At 45.7% G+C, this 22,786-nt stretch carries 18 protein-coding genes and 1 other RNA gene; 14 read left to right on the top strand and 5 right to left on the bottom strand.

All coding sequences use genetic code 11. The features are described 5' to 3' along the window. The first annotated feature begins 1 nt into the window (after position 1). Positions 2-523 carry a 2'-5' RNA ligase family protein gene (locus Y697_RS10550; protein ID WP_121551576.1) on the top strand — a complete coding sequence of 174 codons (522 nt, stop codon included), beginning with the start codon at positions 2-4 and terminating at the stop codon, positions 521-523. A gap of 105 nt (positions 524-628) precedes the next feature. Next, positions 629-2,998, top strand: a complete 2,370-nt coding sequence (locus tag Y697_RS10545; protein WP_121551575.1) for a Lon protease family protein — start codon at positions 629-631, stop codon at positions 2,996-2,998. Between the two features lie 83 nt (positions 2,999-3,081). Here the strand turns inward: Y697_RS10545 and Y697_RS10540 are convergent, their stop codons facing one another. Then, a complete protein-coding gene (locus tag Y697_RS10540; RefSeq protein ID WP_014731716.1) occupies positions 3,082-4,092 on the bottom strand; it encodes a phospholipase in 1,011 nt (336 codons plus the stop codon). A 130-nt stretch (positions 4,093-4,222) separates the two neighbouring features. Here Y697_RS10540 and Y697_RS10535 point away from each other — a divergent pair, with 130 nt between their 5' ends. The 3 genes from Y697_RS10535 to Y697_RS10525 all read left to right on the top strand — a co-directional run bounded on the left by Y697_RS10535 (position 4,223) and on the right by Y697_RS10525 (position 7,935). Then, entirely contained in the window at positions 4,223-5,446 is a 1,224-nt protein-coding gene (locus tag Y697_RS10535; protein WP_121551574.1) for a S9 family peptidase, read from the top strand. A gap of 2 nt (positions 5,447-5,448) precedes the next feature. Next, positions 5,449-6,138 (top strand): aspartate/glutamate racemase family protein, encoded by a 690-nt coding sequence (locus Y697_RS10530; protein WP_121551573.1) that lies wholly within the window; start codon positions 5,449-5,451, stop codon positions 6,136-6,138. Between the two features lie 249 nt (positions 6,139-6,387). Then, a complete protein-coding gene (locus Y697_RS10525) occupies positions 6,388-7,935 on the top strand; it encodes an ankyrin repeat domain-containing protein (RefSeq protein ID WP_121551572.1) in 1,548 nt (515 codons plus the stop codon). A gap of 102 nt (positions 7,936-8,037) precedes the next feature. On the opposite strand, the gene Y697_RS10520 is transcribed toward Y697_RS10525, so the two are convergent. Both Y697_RS10520 and Y697_RS10515 read right to left on the bottom strand, forming a co-directional pair. Continuing rightward, a complete protein-coding gene (locus Y697_RS10520; RefSeq protein WP_121551571.1) occupies positions 8,038-8,484 on the bottom strand; it encodes a MarR family winged helix-turn-helix transcriptional regulator in 447 nt (148 codons plus the stop codon). Then, on the bottom strand, positions 8,474-9,853 hold the full coding sequence (locus Y697_RS10515) for an MATE family efflux transporter (RefSeq protein WP_121551570.1): 1,380 nt from the start codon (positions 9,851-9,853) through the stop codon (positions 8,474-8,476). The genes Y697_RS10520 and Y697_RS10515 overlap by 11 nt, the downstream gene beginning before the upstream one ends. Before the next feature lie 1,073 nt (positions 9,854-10,926). Between Y697_RS10515 and Y697_RS10510 the strand changes: the two genes are divergently transcribed. The 4 genes from Y697_RS10510 (at position 10,927) to Y697_RS15150 (ending at position 14,864) form a co-directional block, all read left to right on the top strand. Continuing rightward, the gene (locus Y697_RS10510) at positions 10,927-11,817 is read left to right on the top strand and encodes a DMT family transporter (protein WP_121551569.1); all 891 of its coding nucleotides are present in this window, start codon (positions 10,927-10,929) and stop codon (positions 11,815-11,817) included. A 97-nt stretch (positions 11,818-11,914) separates the two neighbouring features. Continuing rightward, the gene (locus Y697_RS10505; protein WP_121551568.1) at positions 11,915-13,300 is read left to right on the top strand and encodes a TldD/PmbA family protein; all 1,386 of its coding nucleotides are present in this window, start codon (positions 11,915-11,917) and stop codon (positions 13,298-13,300) included. Then, on the top strand, positions 13,300-14,643 hold the full coding sequence (locus Y697_RS10500) for a TldD/PmbA family protein (protein ID WP_121551567.1): 1,344 nt from the start codon (positions 13,300-13,302) through the stop codon (positions 14,641-14,643). The genes Y697_RS10505 and Y697_RS10500 overlap by 1 nt, the downstream gene beginning before the upstream one ends. Further along, positions 14,640-14,864 (top strand): FmdB family zinc ribbon protein, encoded by a 225-nt coding sequence (locus Y697_RS15150; protein WP_121526790.1) that lies wholly within the window; start codon positions 14,640-14,642, stop codon positions 14,862-14,864. Before Y697_RS10500 ends, Y697_RS15150 begins: the two co-directional genes overlap by 4 nt. 157 nt (positions 14,865-15,021) lie before the next feature. Here the strand turns inward: Y697_RS15150 and Y697_RS10490 are convergent, their stop codons facing one another. Continuing rightward, positions 15,022-16,347 carry a glutamine synthetase family protein gene (locus tag Y697_RS10490; RefSeq protein ID WP_121551566.1) on the bottom strand — a complete coding sequence of 442 codons (1,326 nt, stop codon included), beginning with the start codon at positions 16,345-16,347 and terminating at the stop codon, positions 15,022-15,024. A gap of 134 nt (positions 16,348-16,481) precedes the next feature. Here Y697_RS10490 and Y697_RS10485 point away from each other — a divergent pair, with 134 nt between their 5' ends. The 4 genes from Y697_RS10485 to Y697_RS10470 all read left to right on the top strand — a co-directional run bounded on the left by Y697_RS10485 (position 16,482) and on the right by Y697_RS10470 (position 19,306). Next, a complete protein-coding gene (locus tag Y697_RS10485; RefSeq protein ID WP_121551565.1) occupies positions 16,482-17,906 on the top strand; it encodes a phosphoribosylaminoimidazolecarboxamide formyltransferase in 1,425 nt (474 codons plus the stop codon). 45 nt (positions 17,907-17,951) lie between these two features. Then, positions 17,952-18,213: signal recognition particle sRNA large type (gene ffs, locus Y697_RS10480), an RNA gene on the top strand. 80 nt (positions 18,214-18,293) lie between these two features. Continuing rightward, positions 18,294-18,761, top strand: coding sequence for a peroxiredoxin (locus Y697_RS10475; RefSeq protein WP_121551564.1), 468 nt, complete (start codon positions 18,294-18,296; stop codon positions 18,759-18,761). Between the two features lie 41 nt (positions 18,762-18,802). Continuing rightward, positions 18,803-19,306: a flavin reductase family protein gene (locus tag Y697_RS10470; protein ID WP_121551563.1), complete on the top strand. Its 504-nt coding sequence runs from the start codon at positions 18,803-18,805 to the stop codon at positions 19,304-19,306. Here the strand turns inward: Y697_RS10470 and Y697_RS10465 are convergent. After that, positions 19,289-19,762, bottom strand: coding sequence for a hypothetical protein (locus tag Y697_RS10465; RefSeq protein ID WP_121551679.1), 474 nt, complete (start codon positions 19,760-19,762; stop codon positions 19,289-19,291). The two genes, Y697_RS10470 and Y697_RS10465, sit on opposite strands and share 18 nt — an antisense overlap. Before the next feature lie 576 nt (positions 19,763-20,338). On the opposite strand from Y697_RS10465, the gene Y697_RS10460 reads away from it, so the two are divergent. Continuing rightward, positions 20,339-22,168, top strand: a complete 1,830-nt coding sequence (locus tag Y697_RS10460; protein WP_121551562.1) for a glycerophosphodiester phosphodiesterase family protein — start codon at positions 20,339-20,341, stop codon at positions 22,166-22,168. Positions 22,169-22,786: the final 618 nt, after the last annotated feature.

Here is a 22,786-nt window from a genome sequence, read left to right as displayed (position 1 = left end):
TTTGGATCGTTTCGTCAGAGAGATATGGGATGAATTGAAGACCGAGTTTAAGTTTGATTCGGTTTTTCTTACACCTTTCCCTCATATAACCTACTGCATTGTAGAAGAGAGGAAGACTAAGATAGATCCTTTGATAGAGGCAATAGCTTCCAATACGCCCCCTTTGATAGCCAGAACGGAGTATCTGGGAGTCTTCTCCGGCGAGAAACCGGTGATCTTCATTGGGCTGGCAAGGAATTCGCGCTTAGCATCTCTCCACCATGCCTTATGGACCGAACTCTGCGATTCAGTAGACAACAGAGCGATCGCTTACAATGAAATTCACTGGATACCTCATATTACAGTTGTTTTTGGAGACGATCTTAATCGATCCAACATCGGTCCGGTTATGGAAAGACTTGCCTTCAAGGATTTTCATCACGAGTTGACAATAGACAATCTGACGATACTTGAAGAGGTCCCCGGCGAAGGGATCGTTATCAGGGAAAAATTGAGGCTCGCCGGCCCGCTAGAAGACTATTGACCTCTCCCTCTCTCTTAAAGCAGCTTCTAGAAAGGTAAGCAACTATAAATCAAGCTTCCAGAATATCGGGTTTGTTATAATCTATCGAAAGAAGGAGGTAGATGCATGAGAAAAGTCAGCTGGAAGGACATAGATCTGAAGATCATGCTCCCAAGAAACGTAAAATCGACGGACTGTGTTAGCGAACTTGAGGAATTCATTGGTCAGGAGAGAGCCATAAGGGCTCTAGAAACTGGTCTTCATATAGATGCAAAAGGATACAATGTCTTCGTCTCAGGGACAAACAACACTGGGAGAAGGACCTTCGTAAGTCGTTTTCTCAAGAAGAAAGTCGAAGGCACGAAAACCCCTGGCGACTGGATATACGTCTATAATTTCGATGATCCCAGGACACCAAATTCGATACCGCTTGGAGCAGGTGCCGGAAAGGTATTCCAGAAGGAGCTGAACGAGTTTGTTCAAATAGCAATAAACTCGATAAGTGAAAGCTTTCAGAGCGAGGATTATCAGCAGAAAGTGACATCGATTCAGAACGAGCAGTCGGAGAAACGTTCGAATATGTTGAAAGAGCTTGTTGAGAAAGCAAAAGAGAAGGACTTCACGGTTCAGATAAATCAGACGGGAGTCGCCACCGTCCCTCTATGGAACGGGAAACCATTGACACAGGAAGTCTACGAGGCCCTGCCCGAGGATTATCAGAAGCAGATTACCAAAAAGGGCGAAGAGGTACGTGAACTTGTCAATTCCTACCTTTTAAAGCTTAGCAAGATGGAAAAGGAGTACGGTGAGAAATACAAAGAACTGAACAGGAATGTTGCTTCATTTGCAATTGAAGGTCATATTGAAGAGATGAAAGACAGATTTAGCAAAAGTAGAGAGGTCGTTGACTTCATAGAGAGCATGAAGGAAGACTTACTTGATAATCTGGGAGTCTTCTTCAGCCAAGAGATCGATTCGAAGGCCTTCTTCGGCAAGAGATATGCGGTCAATCTGTTTGTCGATAACTCGGGAATAGAGGGGAAACCCGTTGTAGAGGTTACGAACTCCAATTACTCCTCCCTATTCGGAAGAATAGAGTATGTAGCGAAAATGGGAATGCTTGATACCGATCACACAATGATAAGACCCGGAGCGATACACAGCTCCAACGGCGGATACCTTGTTCTTGATGCCAAAAACGTGTTAAGCGAACCGTATGTCTGGCAGACACTGAAACAGGTTCTCTTTTCGGGTCTAGAGGGGATCGAGAATCTTGAACATAAGATCGGCCTACTTTCGACCGTGAGTCTGAAACCGGAGCCGATTCCACTTGACATAAAGATCGTCATGATCGGAGAGCCTTGGATATACAGTATGCTCAGTACACTTGACACCGATTTCAAGAAGCTCTTCAAGATAAAGGCGGAGTTCGACTGGGAAATGACCATAGAGAATGATACTGTCGGCAAGCTCTGCGGACTCGCGTGCAACATTGTCAAGGAGAACTCCTTGAAGCCCCTCGAGAGGGAAGGAATCAAAGAAGTAATCAAAAGAGCGATCTTCCTTTCTGGCAGTAGAAAGAAGGTCTCGACCCAATTCGGCGCACTTGAACAGATCCTTCTAGAAAGCTCGGCAGTAGCGGAAATCAACGCTCACAAGATGATACAGGCCGATGACGTATCGACTGCATGGGAAGAAATGCACACGAGGGTCTCGCTCTATCAAGACAAGATCAAAGAGATGTTCCAGAACTCCACTTTGATGGTTCAAACAGAGGGGGAACTTGTCGGCGAAATTAACGGGTTGACAGTGATCCAGACTGAAGACCTTTCTTTCGGAATACCGGTGAAGATTACCGCCAAAGTCGGACCGGGCAACAGCGGAATCGTCGACATACAGAAGGAGTCCGAGCTCAGTGGACATATTCACAACAAGGCCAGTCTGACCATTCAGGGATACATGAGCTCGAAATACGCGCAGCAGTTCCCGCTGAGCCTAAACGGCTCGATAAGTTTCGAGCAGGTTTACTCGGCAGTTGAAGGTGATAGCGCTTCGGTTGCCGAAACGGTCGCCTTCCTTTCTGCAGTTGCTGAAGTCCCAATAAAACAGTCGATAGCCGTGACAGGCTCCATAAACCAGAGCGGACGGGTTCAGCCAGTTGGTGGAGTCCAATACAAGATTCAGGGTTTTTATGATCTCTGCAAGATTAAGGGCTTCAACGGCCAGCAGGGAGTGATAGTGCCCGAAGCAAATTCCGATAACGTGATTCTGAATGACGAAATAATAGGAGCGGTTAAAGAAGGTAGATTCAACGTCTGGACTATTGAAACCGTGGACGAGGCTATCGAGATACTAACGGGAATGAAACCGGGGAAAATCGGAAAAAACGGGCAGTACTCTTCGGGCAGTTTCAATCGACTTGTCGTTGATAGACTCAAGAAGTTCTTCGAGATTGCCTCTCGAACAAATAAGCGAGCCGGTAAGAACGTCGATTAGTCAGGTTATTTCATTAGACTAGCAAAATACGGCGATAGATAGTGCCTCTGTCTATCGCCGTATTGATTATAAAAACAGCTATTCTAGGATTCGGAATCTATCTCGGCAAATCTTGCAAGCATATAGTTTATGTAACCCTTTACATAAGAGGCAGTTTCTCTCAAAATCTCTACTGAAAGCGCATCGAGCTTCGCTGTTTCGCCTGCGTCTTGAAGATCGTCGAAATAGGCTTTTCCAGGCCAGGCTGATTCGGGATTTTCCAGTTTGTCTCCCATTGTACGCTTAAGCTCGTAATAGACTGAACTCAACCTATTTCTGGAGTACCTTCGCAAACTAACGGCCGCTTGCTTCGGGTCCTTAATTTCTTTGGGAGAAACCTCTTTGATCGCCTCAACAAGTGGTTCGTATTCTTCCCAAAGCAGGTATCCACCGTAGAAGTCATAAGCGAAGTGGTAGTTTGCAAAGACAGTCAGCCACTTGTCCATATTGAACGGCAATTTCAGAAGCTCGAAAAACGGAGCCGGGAATGTATGAAATGGCTGACCAACGTCTTCAAGATAGTGAAGTGCTCTTCCCAAAAACCGGTATGCCCAGTAGTGGTCTCCTCTAGAATAAGCGATCTCGGCCAGATCGCTGAAATACTGAACCACGTCGGTCACCTTACCAACTCGAATGAAGAAAAGCATTCTGTATTCCATGTGTCTCAGCCCCTGGCTATCTCCGAGAAGTGTCTCTATTCCTTTAAGTTCAAGCCCCTTGTCCATACCAAGATCGGGCTCGTAAGAATAGACCGAAAGGATCTGCCACAGGGGCGCCAAATTGTCAACCGGTTTGGGGTTTGGGAAGATCGAGCTGTACAGATCGAGATCTTCTTCCGGCAGATAGTCTTCGCCGAGATAATCGTAGAAACCCTCTATGGCCGGATTGTACTGCTGAGTATCTACATCGGAGTAAGTATAAGGAGTTATTTCCACGAACGCGTCGAAATCATCCTCATACTGAGAAACAATAATATAAGTAAGCGCGTCATGCCCCGACCACGAAAAGGCAAACGCGGTCAAAAGTAGTGTAAGAATCACCATCACTCTTTTCATTTGATCACCTCCAGTCTGATAATATCAGATTTCACGTTGCATTATTACTTTCTCAAGAGCGCCTTTATTTCGGTAATAGAACTCTTTTCTGATAGTATTATTTGAGAAAAGGCGTTATAGGAGGTGCGAAATGGAGGACAATTCAAAGGGAGTCTCAAGAGGGTCGCTCGATGTGAGAATACTGCGTGATGTCGAATTCGATTTTCAACTTTACAGATCTCTCGGTGCGGTTTCCTATGAAGGGGGAACGGTTGGGGAGATCCTCTCGCTTGTACCACATATAGATTGCGACGATCCCGACTCATGGGTGAAGTCATTCAAAGAGCTCGCAACAAAGCTTAAGAATCACGCCCTCGTAGTTCTTCAGAAAGGCAATAACGAGAGTGCGAGACAGGAATTCTTGAGGGCGGCAAGTTATTTCAGAGCCGCCGAGTACTTTGGCGACCCCAGGGATTCGAAAACAAGATACCTTGGAATGGAAAGCAGGGATTGCTTTGTATATGCTTTCAGAACCACCGATATTCAATTTGAAGCGGAGAGGATACCATACGGCGAGGATTTTATTCCAGCGTACTGGATTGCTCCAACAACCGGTGGCAAGAAGAAGACGATAATGATGATGAGTGGTTTTGACGGGACGTCGGAAGAAATGTATTTCCAGGCAGGCTCGGCCGCCTTGCAAAGGGGTTACGCGGTTGTTCTCTTCGATGGTCCCGGTCAGGTGGGAATGAGAAGGTTCTCGCCCGAGACACCGTTGCGTCCGGACTACGAAGTCCCGATCTCGAGAGTTGTCGACTATGCCCTGTCGAAGGAGGATGTAGATCCCTCGAAACTCGGACTGTACGGCATAAGCCTCGGAGGATACTTCTCGCTTAGGGCTGCGGCAAACGATTCTAGGATAAGGGCCCTGATTTCTAACTCGCCAATTACTGATATGTACAAGTACATGTCTGCATTTGCCGGAGGAGTTGTCAATTCCTCCGAAGACATAACACTGGAGACAGTCGATCTTGTGCCGCCTGAGTATCTATCTAAGACCCAAAAACTGCAGCTCGTCAACATAATGCTTAAATACGGAAGCCATTCAATGTTCAAGGCTTTCGAGAGAATGAAGGACTTTGTGGTCGGTGACAGTATAAAGAACATCCAGGCTCCCTTCCTTGCAATGGTTAGTGAGGGAGAGGGAGAAGAGGCGCTATCCCAGGCAAGAAAAGCCTCTGATACCGTTTCTGGAAAGTCGAAAATGAGGATTTTTACGAAACAGGAAGGCGCAGATTCCCACTGTCAGGTTACAAACCTGCCCTTGTCCAATTCAGTTCTTCTTGACTGGTTGGATGAGGTCTTCGGAGCGTAGACATGAAGCGCATGGGTTTACTCGGAGGAATGAGCTGGGAGTCGTCGCTAGAGTACTACAGATTGATAAATGAGATGGTCAAGAACAGGCTCGGGGGACTGCATTCCGCGGAATGCGTAATGGCTTCCGTTGACTTCGGACCGGTTTCGGACATGATGAAGATGAATGACTGGAAAGACATAGAGAGAGTCCTTTCAGAGGCGGCCAGGGATCTCAAGAAAGCGGGTGCAGATTTTCTGATCATCTGTACAAACACAATGCACCTCCTAGCAAGGGAAATCGAAAAGGCATCCGGACTCGAGGTTATTGAAATAGGCATTGCGGTCGGCGAGGAGATCGAGCGAAGAGGACTTAAAACAGTCGGACTCCTCGGAACAAGATTCACCATGGAAAGAGCTTACTACAGAGATACATTGGCGGGATTTGGCATAAATGTAATCGTCCCCTTGGAAGAAGAAAGGGTAGTAGTAGATAGGATCATCTTTGAGGAATTGTGCAAAGGAGTCTTCAGAGAAGAGTCAAAGTCGGCATATAAGGAAGTAATCAGTGGGCTGCAGATGAACGGAGCAGAGGGAGTAATTCTGGGTTGCACTGAAATACCTCTTCTGATAAAGGAGTCCGACGTGGACATCCCCGTTTTCGATACGACTGCCATTCACGCCCGGGCGGCCGTTGAACATGCACTTTCGTGATTCGAGAAAGCGAATGTTAGATCGTTCACAGTAATTCAGAAAACGTACACCTCAAGATACCTCGCTTCTTAGAACAAGAACAGCCTGTTTCTGAACCAGTTAGTTCAACCTGATATGAGATTCCAGATCACACTTGTATGAATCTCGACAGGTAAATGAAGTGTTCCAGCAAAATAATGTCGTTCACTATGATCATTAGCTATTTGAAATAGCTTATGATTGTTCACATCTAGAAAGGAGGACTCAAGTATGAGAAAACTCTTGTTAGTGCTTTTGTCACTATTACTGCTATCAGCAGTCCTATTTTCAAACGTCTACAACAGCGCCTCCAATGGTAACCTACAGGAACTGAAGGAAGCTTTGAACAGCGGTGGTGACATCAATGAGTTGGGTTACGCAAACAAGTCAGCCCTTATGGTTGCTTCAGATTACGGCCACTCGGAAATAGCTGTTTTTCTAATTGAATCAGGGGCAGACATCTCCATTGTTGACGACAACGGTTATACCGCTCTTCATTACGCTGCGAGAAAAGGTCTCCTCGAGGTTGTGAAGATGCTCCTTGAAAGAGGGGCCGACATAAACGCTCATCCAGCCAGTTCAATGTTTTATGAAGGATATACACCTTTGATCCTCGCATGCGACAATTCCAAGAACGACGCTACTCTAGAGGTTGTGAAGTATCTTGTGGAGAAAGGAGCCGATCTTGAGAGAGTTGAATATGCCTTCCGGTCACCGCTAATTGCCGCGATCTTTTCGAAGGGGACAAACACCATAAAGTTCCTTCTCGAAAATGGCGCCGATCCAAATCGACCGGCCAAAGACGGCAGAACCCCTCTCTATCTAGCTATATCGGAAGGTCTCCCAATTGAGGGTATTGAGGCTCTTCTGGAACATGGGGCCGATGTGTCTGTCGGAAACGAGTACTACACCCCGCTTCAGCTGGCAGTATCTAAGTCGAAAAACGATGTCGCGATTAAGCTCATCGAGTTTGGAGCGGACTATTCTTCTGTAGATGATAATGGGAACACTCTCCTCCATCGCGCTGCCGGAAAGGGCTCTACAAAAAACATCGAGATGTTTTTCGAGCTCGGAATTGATATAAACGCTAGAAACAACGAAGGAAAGACTCCTCTACATATCGCTGCTGAAGATGAATACTTCAATAACGTCAAGCTGTTGATCTCTCTTGGAGCGGACGTACTGGCAAGGGACAACAACAACTATTTGCCATTCCATCTGCATCTTGCCGTTTATAAAGAAGATGTGGAAGTCATCGAGCAGTTGCTCTCGGCAGGAATCAGTGTAGACAACAATGAAGTCGAAACAGGTATCTCTCCACTACATATTACGGCCGTGTACGGAGAAGTCGACATGGCAAAGCTCTTGATCCAGAAAGGTGCGGACATCTCGATAAGAGCACAAGGAGGTCTTCAGCCGATCCATGCTGCGGTGGGCAGTTATGGGAGTCTGGAAATGATTGATTACTTGCTGGAGAGTGGAGCAAATATCGATGCCGAAGATGACGAAGGCAGAACTCCAATCTTCTATGCTGTAAAGGACTACAATATGGAGGCTATCTCCCATCTCGGAGAGAAGGGGGCTGACGTGAATCATCAAGACCATGCCGGTATGACACCCGCTCACTATGCGGTTCAGGACGAATGGGACGGAATCGAAATGTTGACAATTCTCAGCAACTTCGGCTTGGTAGCGAATGTCAAGGACAACTCCGATAAGACTCCCGAGGATTACGCCGCTTCCGAAGAAATAAAAGAGTTTTTGAAGACTCTTTACTGAGGATTCAGACAAGTTTTTGCAATGTGCCACAAACATGGCCTCTGCGTTTGCTTAGGCCATGTTTATGATCGTCTGAGAAAGGACACAAAGAGTGGTAAAAGATCACTTTGCTCTTTTCGCATTAGTAGCTGCTCTGTGAAGAAGCGATTGCAGTTGCTGCTTTTCATCCTCTGAAAGGCCTTCGGTCAGTATCTCTTCAAAATTCGCACCAAGTCTTCGGAGTTCCTGACCGATTTTCTTTCCGTTATCGGTAAGAAAAAGCCTGTAAATCCGGGTGTCCAAAGAATCGATTTCTCTCTTAACGTAACCCGCTTCAGCTAGTTTTTTCATAGCCTTTGCAGTGGTCGCCTTGTCAACATCTAGAATATTGCTGAGTTCTTTCTGACTGATTCCTTCTCTTGACATGAGGATTCTCAAAAAGAAGAAGTGTCCGCTGCCCAGCCCGTACTTCTGCATTTCCCTGCTGAAGTAAACGTTTGCACTACGCGAAATGCGATATATCCAGCGACCTATGTACCCTTCTCTATTGAAGGAAAGATCATGCGACATCCGTTGTTCCTGCCTTAACATCGAGCTCACTTGAACGGAATATCTTCAGCTCTCTAAGGTAGAAAACCACCGAGATTGCGAAAGAGATCAAATCGGCAAGTGGAAAGGATATCCAGATGCCATCAATCCCCAGAAATCGCGGGACCACAAGAATTAGAGGGATGAGGATGATTATTTGCCTGAGGAGTGATAAGAAGAGTGCGGGTACTGCCTTGCCGAGAGCTTGGAACATTCCAGACGCAATTACCTGAACTCCTATAGTGGGGATGGCAAGGATAACGATCCTGAGGGCAAAAATCGCGGGCTCGATAAGTTCTGTTTCATCGGTGAAAATCGATATGAGTTGTCTCGCAAACAGGAACATAATTATTGCCGAGAAAAGAGCGATCAACGTGGTAACTGTAGATGCCAGTTTTACAGATTCTCTTGCGCGCCTCATTTTTCTGGCGCCGTAGTTGTATCCAACAATCGGAAGAAATCCCTGATTCACACCGAACATGGGCATGATGAAAACCATCAGAAGTCGGTTGATCACTCCATACACTGCTACTGCGATATCTCCTCCGTAGAATACCAGAGAATTGTTGAGAACCACGGCCAGAAGACTGCCGGCTACCTGCCTTGAAAAGGCGGAGAGCCCTACCGAGACGGTCTCCCTCATGATTTTCCATTCGGGGATCAGCGATCTTAAAGAGACTCTGAGTAAACTCTTCCCACTTAAGAAGTAGAAGAGAACATAAATTGAAGTGGCAGCCTGAGACAAAACGGTAGCCAGTGCCGCGCCCCAAATTCCCATATTTAGAGAGAATATGAAAATCGGATCAAGTATTATGTTGAGAACGGCGGAGATCAACATTGCAGCCATTGCTATTTTCGGTTTTCCTTCGGCCCTTACTACATGATTCATAGCCATTCCGAAAGAGAAGAAAACGCTTCCGAAAAGTATTATGCCCAGGTATTCTCTCGCGTACGGAATGATAGCTTCGCTGGCGCCAAGCATTATAAGCAGCCGATCTAAAAAGAAGTATCCCAGAAGGGTCATCGCCAATCCGAAGGCAATAGAGAAAGCCATTACGTTTCCAGCGGCACGTTTCGCTTTTTCGTGGTTCTTCTCTCCCAGCGCCCTAGATATCACCGAAGCGCCACCGATTCCGAACATTTGAGCGAAAGCCATAACGAATATTTGAACAGGCAAGGAAATCGAGATGCCCGCGATTCCCATCGACCCGACACCTCTTCCAACAAAGATTGTGTCAACGAAGTTGTACATAGCCTGGACGAGCATGCCGATAGTAGCAGGCAAAGATAGACTTAGAAGAAGCCTTCCGATTTTCTGCCCCCCAAGCATCTTATGTATGTCTTTTGCCATAACTCACCTATCAGATGGTTGCATATTCAACTATTATAATCCGAAGTAGTATCAAATGCTGCCGTTTGCCTCCAGGAGAGAAGTTCCGGTTTTAGAAATTAGAATTGAAAGTCGTTGTTCGTAAGCGGTCCCACCGTCCTTGGTCCTTAATGAAGAGCAGTTGCATGTTGTCTGTTCCAAGTTGCGAACCCTAAAGTAAAGAAACGTCAAATGCCGTCATTCCGACAAAGCTCCTGGTCGGAATCTTGATGCTCTTGCTTCATGACTTCAACCAAGAACGAAGAACCTGGACGCAGAGCGTCGGAACGAAGCGCGGGTTTTTTCTTCGGAGAACGGAGAACCGCTCAACGGTCAACCGTCTCTCTTGCTCTTACGAACCCCCAACCTCCCACCCCGAACCACGCTTCAAAAGTGCAGATCCCGAAACAAGTTCGGGATGACCGTAATTAGAGGCCCCACACAGGCTAGTAACGGCTCTTTCCAGCGATCAACGGGTCTTTGCTTTTCAGCGAACAGCGGATCAAAAAATCGAGATCCCGTGCAAATACATCACGGGATGACGAAGTGAATGTATTCAGGCAGGCTCAGCGGGATGACAACTGACGGTTATTGTGAGAAGGCCATATCCCGTCATTCTGACAATGCCCGTGGTCAGAATCTCTGTCCAAAAGCCGCCGTTCGCTTAGGAGCAAGAACCCGCTGAACGTTGATGAAAGCCGTAAGCCAGTCAACGGTACGCCGTCCTCCGCTGAGAGGATCAAAACCAGATCCCGGATCAAGTCCGGGATGACAATATTGGGCGATCAAGAGAACATCACATTGTATCTGAATTTGCTGTGGCATCCAGTTCTTGCATTTATGACTTCAGTTCCGCTCTTTCCAGCGTTAAGCGTCTCCTAGCAAGCGGGAAGCGGCTCTTGTTGGAGAACGGAGAACCGCTCAACGGTCAACCAGTTTCTCTTGCTCTTACGACCCCCCAACCTCCCACTCCGCGAAAGTCTAATACTTGTCTACTTTGAGCTTCTGATGTATTCTTCTTCCATGGGGATTGAAGAAAAATCGGCAGGTGAATTATGAACAGGAGTAAAGAGAAGTCTTCTGGAACAAAGTCAGTGATCTTATTGATTCTTACCGGTCTTCTTTGGAGCACCGGAGGTCTCTTGATCAAGAACGTCGACTCAAACCCTCTTGCGATATCGGGAATGAGGAGCATAATAGCATCCCTGGTAATACTCCTTGCCCTTGGAAAACCGAAATTCACATGGTCCCCGCCGCAGATAGCCTCTGCACTCTCTTACTCGGCCACGGTGATTCTCTTTGTTTCGGCAAACAAGATGACAACGGCTGCAAATGCTATTCTGCTTCAATCAACCGCGCCTATATATGTTGCTCTGTTGAGCGCATGGATATTGAGGGAGAGGGCGAAGCTCCTCGACTGGATCACCATTATTGCGGTCTTTGGCGGTATGGCGCTCTTCTTCTTTGAAAGCCTGGACAGCAGGGGAATGACGGGAAATATTCTGGCGGTTGCCAGCGGAGTTACCTTTGCTCTTTTCAACATCTTCATGAGACTTCAGAAGGATGGTTCGCCGATGGAGTCAGTACTTCTTGGAAACATACTGACGGCTGTGATCGGAGTGCCCTTCATTGTGGGGTCTCTGCCGAGTCCTTCCGGATGGATCAACCTCTTCATTTTGGGCGTGGCACAACTGGGATTATCTTATGTTTTCTACTCTGAAGCAATCAAACATTCTACGGCTCTTGAGGCCATTTTGATTCTCATGATTGAACCTATTCTCAGTCCCGTCTGGGTCTTCTTATTCATGGGAGAGATTCCCGGTAGACTTCCTATGATTGGAGGGGCCGTAGTAATAGGCGCCATAACGATTAGGTTTGTTCTTAGAAATCTCGCAGGAAGACCAATTCTCCTTAAATATGGGGTTTCCAGGAGATCCAGAAGGTGAATTCCGCTTGGCTTTAGATTTCGGTTCCTTTGTTAAGACCTGAATCCCGATAATGTTGTAAAATTGTAAGAATACCTAACAAGATTGGAGGTGCATCATGCATTCAGATGAAGCATACTCCGCAGTTATCAACAGGATACTGTCTGGCGGAGCGGATTTTGCAGAGATCTTTTTGGAAGAGAGATATACGGGAAGTATAAACATGGTTCAGGGTGAGGTAGAAGGAAGCGTTTCGGGGAAATTGTTCGGAGCTGGGTTACGTGCCTTTAAAGGTACAAGAAGTATCTATGCTTACACAAACGAACTTTCGCTCGATGGTCTCATGAAAGTTGCAGAAAGGCTGAAGGCCGTTATAAGTCAGGATAGGGTGGCGGATTCAGTTATTGATTTTAGAAATGAAGAGTTTGTTGACGTCTGTCCAGTTCTCTTTTCGCCGAATAATGTCCCGAAGAAAGAGAAGGTAAGAGTTATGCAACTTGCCCATGAAGGAGCGTCGACCTTCGCAGCGACCATATCTCAGGTTGTCGTGAATTTCATCGAATACGATCAAAATGTCTGGATCTACAATTCCGAAGGTGTGAAGGCTCAGGATCGCCGCGTAAGAACGCGACTGGCGATATCAGCGGTTGCCACAAAAGACGGACAAATGGAAAGCGGTTTCTACGGACCGGGAGCAGCCATGGGTTTTGAGTTCTTCAATATGGTCGATCCCAGAGCCGCCGGAGAAAGGGCCGCAAGAATCGCAGACAGAATGGTAAGGGCGGAATTCGCTCCTGCTGGACGTATGCCTGTGATAATCTCCAACGAGTTTGGAGGAGTAATATTCCACGAAGCCTGCGGTCATGCACTCGAGGCCACGGGAGTCGCGAAAGGCGCGTCTGTATTTTCCGGTAAGCTCGGTCAGAAGATAGCAAATGAATGTGTCTCTGCGGTAGATGATCCGACAATTCCCAATGCCTGGGGCTCGGCAAATGTTGACGATGAAGGTACTCCGACCAGGAGAAATTTATTGATCGATAAAGGAGTTCTCAAAAGCTACATGATCGATCGGCTTGGTGGAATAAAGATGAAAATGCAACCTACTGGAAGTGCAAGAAGACAGGATTACACGTTTGCGCCGACATCGAGAATGAGCAATACGTTCCTTCTTCCCGGAGAGTACTATCCCGAGGAGATAATAGCTGCCACAGACTACGGTCTTTACGCGAAGTCTCTCGGCGGGGGATCGGTTATGCCTTCCACGGGTGAATTCAATTTCGCAGTAAAGGAAGGATACATGATAGAGAAGGGAAGGATAACAAGACCGGTAAGGGGTGCGACACTTATCGGAAAGGGCAATGAGGTCCTTACGAAGATTGATATGGTTGGCAACGATCTCGAACGTGGGCAGGGCATGTGCGGGTCGATCTCGGGTTCGATCCCGGCCGATGTGGGCCAGCCAACGGTAAGAGTGTCTGAACTGATTGTTGGGGGGCGAAATTGATGGATTTCAATACCTTTGCCGACAAGGCTTTCAAAATCTCCAGAGAAAAGGGCTTTGATGAAGCCGAGATCTATTATTCGAGGGGTGGAGAATTTCAGTTAAGCTCTCTGAATGGAGAAATCGATTCATATACGGATGCAAGTTCGATAGAAGTTTACTTCAGAGGTCTCAAGAACGGAAAGATCGGAACGGCATTTTCAGAGATTCTAAGCGAAGAGGCAGCGACACTGCTGGTCGAAGAGGCTTTTGAGAACTGCTCAATAGCAAGCGGAGAAGATGTGTATATCTTCCATGACGGAACTGGTGAGTACAGTAACTTTGAAGGTTACTCGGGAGTCTTCCAGAAGAAGACCGTGAAGGAGAAGATCGATACCGTTGTGTCTCTTGAGAAGCTGGCTCTGGAATACGATAAGAAGATCCTTATGGTTCCTACATGCAGATCTGCCGATACCTGGTCGGAAGTAACCATAATCAATACACTCGGATTGAATAGGCGGTACAAGAGCGACGGTGGATTTGCCGTTGTAGTGAGTCTCGCAGGCGACGAGAAATCTAAGAAGACAGGCTTCAGTTTCTCACTTGTCAGAACGCCTGAAGAGCTGGATGTGAAAAGAGTCGCTGAAGAGGCTTCAAAGAGGGCCATAGATCAACTCGGTGCCGGAAATGTGAAGAGTGGAAAGTACAGAGTCGTTTTCAGAAACGATGTCTTCGGACAGCTTTTCGGAACTTTCACCTCTATGTACTCGGCGGACAACGTTCAGAGGGGCCTTTCCATCTTGAAAGGGAAAATGGGGACCGTAATTGGATCGAGCAAACTTACGGTGTACGACGACCCATTTCTTCCCGAGAGTCCTTACAGTAAGCCGTTTGACGACGAAGGAGTGCCGACGTGCAAAAAAGCGCTTGTTGAGAGAGGTGAGTTGAAGACTCTTTTGTATGACTTGAGAACGGCCGCGAAAGAAGGCACGAAGTCAACGGGAAACTCAGTAAGGGGTACTTACAGGTCAAAGCCTTCAATAGCCCCAGTGAATACTGTTATTAGATCGGGAGACTTGAGTTTCGATGAACTCCTCGAAACTATGGGTGAAGGTATTTTCGTAACCGATCTTGCCGGCCTTCATTCAGGAACGAATCAGGTTTCGGGCGAGTTTTCACTCGGAGCAAGCGGCTTTTTCGTGAAGGATGGAAAGATAAGCAGTCCCATAGAGCAGTTTACGATATCTTCGAATATATTGAAGGTCTATAATGGCATTGTCGAAGTTGGCAGCGATTTTGTTTCATCTATCTATCGTGTGAGTTCTCCTTCAGTCTTAGTAGATGAGATAGATGTGGCTTCTGAATGATAACGGAGGTGACTCTTTTGCCTTTATACAGTTTTGTCTGCAAAGAATGTGGTCACGAGGAGAGTCTTCTTTTGGGGATGAGCGCTCCGGTGCCTCCCTGTGAAAAATGCGGAGGTATTCTCTCAAAGCAGATAACTAATATTTCAAGTTTCGGATCATCCTCGGGTTCCGACAGTTGCGGCTCATGCTCTGGTGGAAGTTGCTCAACCTGCGGACACTGATTTTTTCATATACCGAAGTGCCCGGATAATCTGCCCGGGCACCTATGTTTGGATAAGACCGAATAAATTCACTTGACTTAAGGATAATTCGCCCTAGAATGCATATCGAGAAAAGTCAGACTGCTTTTATCCTTCCAACCTATTTGCGAAATTTTTCTCAGTAGAGTTCCAGATATTTACGGATCTCCCAGTCGGTGACCGAAGCGCAGAATTCGTTCCATTCACCCTCTTTTGATCTGACGAAGGTACTGAAAATGTGATCACCTAGCGTCGATTTCACGAATTCGCTGTTCCTAGTAAACTCAAGAGCATTGATTAGAGTCCCGGGAAGGTTTTCTATCATCAGTTCTTTTCTTCTCGAGCCTTTCATCTTGAAAATATTCTCGTCTACCGGATTTGGTGGCTCGATCTTTTTCTCAATACCGTCAAGACCGGCTGCGAGAGTCAATGCTAGCGCAAGGTAAGGATTGCACGTAGGATCGGGACTTCTGAATTCAAGTCTGGTTCCTTCTCCCCTAGTGCTGGGTATTCTGATCATTGCGCTCCTGTTTCCCAGCGCCCAAGAGATATTCACGGGGGCCTCGTATCCCGGTGTAAGTCTCTTATAGCTGTTTATAGTTGGATTTGTAACGGCGGTAATCTCTTTTGCTCGTAAGATAATTCCCCCGACGAAACTCAGAGCGGTTTCACTTAACCCGTGATCTTTTGAGAAATCGTAAAAGGCATTGTTGCCGTCCGAGAAGAGGCTCATATGGACATGCATCCCTGATCCGTTGACTCCCGAAAAGGGCTTCGGCATAAATGTTGCATGAAATCCATTGGCTATAGCTATCGTCTTCACAACCCATTTGAACGTCTGGACGTTATCTGCGGTTTTCAGTATGTCAGTGTATCTGAAGTCAATTTCGTGTTGAGAAGGGGCTACCTCATGATGTGCCGCCTCAACTTCAAAGCCCATTTCCTGTAGAGAAAGTACGATCTGTTTCCTTACCTCCTCGCCTCCGTCAACTGGAAGGAGGTCGAAATAACTTCCCGTATCCAGAAACGCACCGATCGGTTTTCCACAGTCACGGTCTCTCTTGACTATAAAGAACTCAGGTTCCGGACCGGCGTAAGTCTCGAACCCCATGTTTTTAGCTTTCTGGATTACTCTCTTCAAAACATATCTTGGGTCTCCCTCAAAGGGTGTCCCATCAGGTTTGTAGACATCACAAATGAGTCGTATGGTTTTTCCCTGACCATTGTCCCAGGGAAGGAAAGCAAAAGTTGAAAGATCCGGTCGTAGATACATGTCGGACTCCTCGATTCTCACAAAGCCATCGATTGAAGAGCCGTCGAACATCGCACCCTTTTCCAGAATTGCAGGTAGCATTCTTGCAGGGACTTCCACATTCTTCAGCATACCGTTTATATCGGTTATCTGAAGCCTCACAAAACCAATTTCTCTAGATTCACACTTCTGAATCAGTTCCTTTTCAGTCATGTTTCCCCCGCTATCCTTGCCCGACCCATGGGCGTGAGATACTTTAGTATATATCTAATTCTATACATTAAGGGAACTATCTTGAGAGATTTCGAGCAAGAATTGATGATAAACTAATCACAGGGAGGTGCCTGATGAACATCAAGCGTGCGTTTATCAGTGTTCACAACAAGTCAGAAGTGGAGACAATAGCAGGCTATCTTGCTTCAAATGCGGTAGAGATAGTAGCAACTGATCATACTGCAGAATACCTCATAGCTCACGGTATAAAGGCAATAAAGGTTGCAGACTATACTGGTTTCCCACCGATATTTGACGGAAGGTTGAAAGCTATTCACCCAAAGATAATTGGTGGAATACTTGCGATTCAGGATCTTCCTGAGCACATTTATGAGATGAGGGAGCACTCGATTCTTCCTTTCGACTTGATAGTTCTTAACCTGAAGCCTTTTGAGTCAGCTGTAAAGGAATCGCCTGACGAATCCAACCTGTCGAAGGAAATTGATGTAAGTGGACCTGCTCTGTTGATGGCAAGTGCTAAGAATCATAGGGATATTGTTGTGATATCAGATCCTTCGGACTATGAAGAAGTTATCGCGAGTTTGGAAGATTGTGGAGACGTTCCTCTTCTCAAGAGAAGAAGATACGCGCTTAAAGCGATCTATGCTGCCATGCTCTACAATTCATCTATCCATAAGGCTCTCTCTCAGATATTTGCATCCGAGAAATACGACTACACGGTCATGGAACACGTTATGCAGCTTCTCTATGGTGATAATCCCTCTCAGAGCGCTAACGTGCTAAAACTCACACAGGAACCGGGACTGCTAGACGAGGTTCAGATCGGGAACCCTTCGGTGGGGCTGAAGAAATCACAACTGAGGAATATGAACGTGTTCATGGAACTCTATTATTACAGTGACAACATCTCCGTATTCCTTGACAAAGGGAAAATAGTCAAAGTCTGTTCAGGCAGATTGCCAGAGCAAACTTCTGATGGCGGTCCTGATACGATGTTCGCTTCTACTTATGCCATCGACGGAGATACTCTCAAGACGCTTCATGAAAGTGGGATCGAGGCTTTCGGCGGCGTTTTTGATCGTGATGCGATACGAGCCGCGCGAGAAAGAGACATCATGATACTGACAGCTCCTGTGCATGAGGCGGTGTCGCTTTCCGAAGAGACATATTCCGGCTTTGGAAACTACTTCGTAAGAGAACGCACGTTCAAGTTGAAAGACTACGAACTTGAGATTGATGACAAGCTCGCTCTCTACTGCTCCCGTATAAATAGGGCGAATAATTTATCGATCTTCAGAGATGGAGAGAGTTTGCTTCTTCTGAGCGGATTGAGTTACGGAGAAATGATGAACTACGACTTTACAAAGCGCGATCTCAGAGATTCGGTTATGGCTTGCGATAATGATTTGAGCGACGAGTTAATAAGAAAACTCATAGCAGCCGGGGTCAAGAGACTCATTTTGCCGGGCACTAAGAGGACTTATTCAAATAGAAACGTTCTTGTGCTTGGAATTGACTTCACAAGACTCAACAATTGACTAGTACTTGAAAGCTACGAAGACAAACTATATAATGTAGTTACACCATGCTAGGCGGGGAGCTGGCGGTTCCCTGTACCCGAAATCCGCCACACGCGGGGCCGAATGCCTTTTGAGGCTTTGCCGGTTTGGTGTCGGTTTGTCTGAAGGTGTTGAGGATTGAGTCCTGCGCAACGGGAACTTGCGAACCTGGTCAGATCCGGGAGGAAGCAGCCATAAGCGAGCACTCTCGTGTGCCGTGGGGGCGCTCAGTCTGAGCCGGATGGCAAATACGGCCAGGTTGTCACTGTCGATTAAGGATGCATGGTGTTTCTTCTTCTATGTATCACGCTTATCATCTGCTAGAATTAATATGACAATTATAGACGGTTTTAGGAGGTACATAGAATGTTGCTTAAGGGAGAAAAGAGCGAAGATTTTTCGCTCTTCGGTTCAGATCTCAAAGAGTACAAGCTAAACGAATATCTAGGAAAGAAAGTTGTTCTCGTTTTCTATCCCGGTGCATTCACAAGTGTCTGTCAAAGAGAACTCTGCACTTTCAGAGATTCACTGGCGAATTTCGATACCATGAATGCCATTATCCTGGGAATAAGTATGGACAGCCCCTTTGCCAACAAAGCCTTTAAAGAGCAGAATTCTCTTTCCTTTCAGTTGCTTTCCGATATAGGAGGGGGAGTGTCGAGGAAATACGGTGGTGTGCACGAGGATTTTTCCGGTGTCAAAGGCCTTATGGTCTCAAAGAGGGCTGTGTTCATAGTGAACAAAGATGGCAAGATAGCTTACACATGGGTTTCGGAAGATCCGAGAGTAGAACCCGACTACGCAGAAATCTCAAATCAGCTGAAGAAGATTTAGCGACGGGGAATATCCCATCGCCTTAGTTATTGGAGGTTAACATGACTGAATTCAGCTTTCCAGAGTATTCAACAGAGCTTCTAGAAAGTCTTAAGGCAGGCAAAGTTCTGATTGGGGTAACCGACGGAGTGGAAACTAACCTGATGACAGTTGCCTGGGGTTTCTTAGGCAATACCTGGAATCGGCCAGTGTTCATCGCCATGATCAGACCGAGTAGATTTACTCATAATTTCTTCAGGAGTAGTGACGGCTTCTCCGTTAACTTCATGTCAGAAAAGTGGCAGGAGGCTCTAGACTTCTGCGGGACAAGAAGCGGAAAGTATTTTGACAAGTTTAAGGAAACCGGTTTGACTCCACAAGAGGGAATGTCACCATCGATAGTGGTAGTGGGTGAGGCAGATAAAGTATTGGAATGCCGCGTTGTTTCTAAGGAAGCATTAACACCTCTTGCTCTGAATGGAAGCATAGCAAGCACTTTCTACGGCGATAACTCATATCATTCGCTCATATTTGGAGAAATCACCGATTCATACACTCTTCCTTGAATAGACTCCCACGATAACGGTAAGTATGAGAGAGGCTAAAAGAATCGACCACAGTATGTAAGACGACCAGTTTGGTGTCTGCAGGCTTAATCTCGAAGATGAGTCTTGCAGTAGAATATCTCTTGCGAAAATCAAAGATATGATCGACTGAAATGAACATAGGAATCCAAGGACAAGATTCCAGTTCTTCATTCCCGCGGATATTGCGGCTATCTGTGCGGAGATAAATATCATAAAAGATACTGGCGCCAGTGATATTCCCAAAAGAAAGACTAATCTTATGGAATCTGGGTTTTGTACTATGTTTGTTGACATCTGGTTTGCCATGATGATAAGAACAGTGGACGACAAACCAACAACTATTCCCGCACCGGTCAAATATTTGTAAGCCTTTTCTTTTCTACGGACGTGAGCAACGCTTACTGCACCACGATCTCTCTTCTTCAATTCAATCACCCAGACAGCCAAAAATCAGATCAAGAAACCTGAAAAGCAATGAACGCATCTATCCAGATGCTGTGAGTACCTGAGATGCTGACAAAACATTATCATTATACTGCAAATAATATTGATTATCAAAAGTCAATTAGAGCCTACATTGGAATCATTCGCCCTCAATCATGCGAATGTAATAACATGAGTTATCAACATCTAGACAGATCGCCCGCTAAATCGACTCTATTTTCCAATTCTCAGAGAACTTCTAACTGTAATCTCGCGCAGAGATCCTTTTTGCCAATGGCGATTCCTACAAATTCTGAAGCCAGAAGAACTTGGTTAGTGAGAAAACGATAGAATTACAGTGGAAAGAAACTCTGGAAAAGCAGATTGCGGAATCAGGATCATTTCTTCCTCAAGTTTTACCAAGTACACAAGAGATGAATACAAAGATATATTGGTCTTAAGTTCATGGAGACAACTGAAATGAACTTGTTCGCATCTGTGACTATCAAAAGGCAACGAATAGTAAAAAAGACAGTAAGCAACAGCTGCACTTAAACTTTGCAGGGTGATTCTGACGATGGTGAACGTATGAAGGGGGTTTTGCCAATAGCAAGAATAGGATTTAGTGAGATTCGCCTATATTTGGATAGAATGGCGCCGAAGTCATTGACCTTTATGGTTCTGACAAAAATAGTGTTCTCTTTCGTGACGGTTCCATTAATTGCCTTTTTGCTAGGATCATTGTTCTCCTTCTCCGGAAGAAGAATGGTCCTTGACTGGGGTTTCTTGAATCTTGTTGACAGTTTCCCAGGAATTGCCGTTTTCTTTACAGTAGCTTTCCTATGGTTGCTTGGTTTTTCATTTGAGCAAAGCGGGCTGGTAGGGTTTTCATCAGCGGCTCTGAAAAATAATAAGGAGAGATTGATATCTGTCTTGATGAGAATTCTGAGGATATTTCCCAGATTGCTTGGGTTAGCATCATTCAAGGCAGGAATCCTTTTGCTGTGCGCTCTTCCTACATTAAGAACTCTTCCGGCATTACAGAGAGCCTTCACTAGACAGCTCCCGGTCGGAAAGTATCCGTCAGAAGGCACAGGCTTGTTTGGATGGATAGCGGCCTTGGTCTCCTTTCTTGTTATAAGCAGACTTCTGATTTCATGGGTCTTTGCAGTTCACTACGCCGTTCTTGAAGGAAAAACCTTCGTTGGTTCTCTCAAGGCAAGCTCCAACCTTGTACATGGAAGCAGAAAGAGGGTTTTGCTTACTGTGCTAGCGTTTTGGCCACTATCCGTGCTGCTGATTATGGTCAATTCTTTGGTATTCAGAGTTTCAAGAGACTTCATTATCCGGTCAAGTTACGATCCGACATCAATGAATATCCTTAAACTATCATTGTTTGCTTCCGTCGAGATTATGATAACAACTGCTCTGTCTATTGGAATATCAATTATCTATTCGATACTCATTACAAGACTGTTCTATGAACTTAAAGAAGGAAATTCGGACTATCGGATAACAGCGGTTATGAACCCTGCCAAAACGAAGTCACTGAAGTTGCAGAGACCTTGGATTCTTCCCTTACTTATATTTCTTGCGATCCAGGGGGTCTTCTTCGGATACCTTGGTCGCTTTCTTGTTGATACTGAGATCGAGTTGCCCCTAGTTACCGCTCATAGGGGAAGTTCATTCAAAGCGCCGGAGAACTCTTTGAGCGCAATCAGAGCTGCTTTTGAAGACGGAGCGGACATCATCGAAATCGATATTCAAATGACAAGCGATGGAATACTTGTACTGAATCACGATAGATCGCTCACAAAGGTTGCAGGCGTAGGAGAACGCGTTCACAATCTAACCTTTGAGGAGATAGCCATTCTCGACATTGGTAGCCGATTCTCAAGGCAGTTCTCGGGAGAGAAAATTCCGACTCTGGCAGAAGTCATCACATACATGATCGAGATCCCTTCAAGTGTAAAACTGAATGTTGAACTTAAGGATTATGGTTTCTCGCCGGGAATTTCCGAGGCGACAGTGCAGCTAATCAAAGAGATGGATTTTTCAAACAGGGTTATGATAACTTCAACGAGTATCGAAAGACTCTCAACCGTGAGAGAGCTTGCGCCAGACATTCCCATTGGACTTATCGTAGGACATCTGAGCAGTAGTGTCTGGGATATCGATGTTGATTCTTATTGTGTGCCCTCTACGATTCTGAATGAAAGGTTTATTCAGAGAGCAAAATCAATGGGAAGAGACGTCCATGTATGGACGGTAAACAATACAGAAGAGATGTCGCGATACTCTGCAATGGGCGTCACTTCGATAATCACTGACAGACCTGACGTCTTGTCTCAGCTCCTTCTCAGGGAAGCAGAAATGTCGATCTTCCAGCTGAGAGTGCTCAGTATTTTGATGACATAACATTCTGCTCCACAATATTCTCTCTGTAAAGCGCTTTCAGAGAGATTATTTGGCGTTCAGTCATCTGCTGAGCTTTTAAGTGATAGACCCGACGCTCTCTTTGTAAGCTGATGTAAGAAATTTCCAAGAAAGAGAAGAAAATAAAGATTAGAAATTTGCCCACTTCAACTTTCTTGGAAATGCAATCATTGCGATGAGAATGATATTAGGTAGGCTGCTCCAATCAAGGAAAGTATCTTGTCAAATGCGTGTTCGTTTGTTTTCAAGTACAGTTCTTACCTTTGCAACTTGCTCAGATTATTGCAGGAAGTCGGCAAGTCTCTTATCTTGTATGAAGTAGCCCGTATTCCCTAGCCTTTCAACCTCAAATGACTTTTCCATCAGAGGAAATTCAGAAACAACAGCGCGTATTGTCGTCGTATCCTCTTCTCTAATCAGTGAAAGATGAGTTCTCACTTAAGGTTGATCTCAATTTTCATAAAAGTTCAACTCTTCAATAGTCCTTTTTTTCTAGTCATTATCTTGTGTGACACATGTGAAAAGGGACTTCTTGTAGAGTCTTTCAGTAAAGAATCAAATTATAAAACTACTATGGGTGTGGAGAAATCCGATTCACTT

The organism is Mesotoga sp. BH458_6_3_2_1, assembly GCF_003664995.1.
In the GTDB taxonomy this organism is placed as follows: domain Bacteria; phylum Thermotogota; class Thermotogae; order Petrotogales; family Kosmotogaceae; genus Mesotoga.
This window is presented reverse-complemented; position numbering and strand designations above follow the sequence as displayed.

What these genes read in the sequence shown, in the direction of transcription:
- Y697_RS10545 (WP_121551575.1), top strand. Translation starts at nt 629, where the DNA reads ATGAGAAAAGTCAGCTGGAAGGACATAGATCTGAAGATCATGCTCCCA.
- Y697_RS10540 (WP_014731716.1), bottom strand. Translation starts at nt 4,092, where the DNA reads ATGAAAAGAGTGATGGTGATTCTTACACTACTTTTGACCGCGTTTGCC.
- Y697_RS10535 (WP_121551574.1), top strand. Translation starts at nt 4,223, where the DNA reads ATGGAGGACAATTCAAAGGGAGTCTCAAGAGGGTCGCTCGATGTGAGA.
- Y697_RS10530 (WP_121551573.1), top strand. Translation starts at nt 5,449, where the DNA reads ATGAAGCGCATGGGTTTACTCGGAGGAATGAGCTGGGAGTCGTCGCTA.
- Y697_RS10525 (WP_121551572.1), top strand. Translation starts at nt 6,388, where the DNA reads ATGAGAAAACTCTTGTTAGTGCTTTTGTCACTATTACTGCTATCAGCA.
- Y697_RS10520 (WP_121551571.1), bottom strand. Translation starts at nt 8,484, where the DNA reads ATGTCGCATGATCTTTCCTTCAATAGAGAAGGGTACATAGGTCGCTGG.
- Y697_RS10515 (WP_121551570.1), bottom strand. Translation starts at nt 9,853, where the DNA reads ATGGCAAAAGACATACATAAGATGCTTGGGGGGCAGAAAATCGGAAGG.
- Y697_RS10510 (WP_121551569.1), top strand. Translation starts at nt 10,927, where the DNA reads ATGAACAGGAGTAAAGAGAAGTCTTCTGGAACAAAGTCAGTGATCTTA.
- Y697_RS10505 (WP_121551568.1), top strand. Translation starts at nt 11,915, where the DNA reads ATGCATTCAGATGAAGCATACTCCGCAGTTATCAACAGGATACTGTCT.
- Y697_RS10500 (WP_121551567.1), top strand. Translation starts at nt 13,300, where the DNA reads ATGGATTTCAATACCTTTGCCGACAAGGCTTTCAAAATCTCCAGAGAA.
- Y697_RS15150 (WP_121526790.1), top strand. Translation starts at nt 14,640, where the DNA reads ATGATAACGGAGGTGACTCTTTTGCCTTTATACAGTTTTGTCTGCAAA.
- Y697_RS10490 (WP_121551566.1), bottom strand. Translation starts at nt 16,347, where the DNA reads ATGACTGAAAAGGAACTGATTCAGAAGTGTGAATCTAGAGAAATTGGT.
- Y697_RS10485 (WP_121551565.1), top strand. Translation starts at nt 16,482, where the DNA reads ATGAACATCAAGCGTGCGTTTATCAGTGTTCACAACAAGTCAGAAGTG.
- Y697_RS10475 (WP_121551564.1), top strand. Translation starts at nt 18,294, where the DNA reads ATGTTGCTTAAGGGAGAAAAGAGCGAAGATTTTTCGCTCTTCGGTTCA.
- Y697_RS10470 (WP_121551563.1), top strand. Translation starts at nt 18,803, where the DNA reads ATGACTGAATTCAGCTTTCCAGAGTATTCAACAGAGCTTCTAGAAAGT.
- Y697_RS10460 (WP_121551562.1), top strand. Translation starts at nt 20,339, where the DNA reads ATGAAGGGGGTTTTGCCAATAGCAAGAATAGGATTTAGTGAGATTCGC.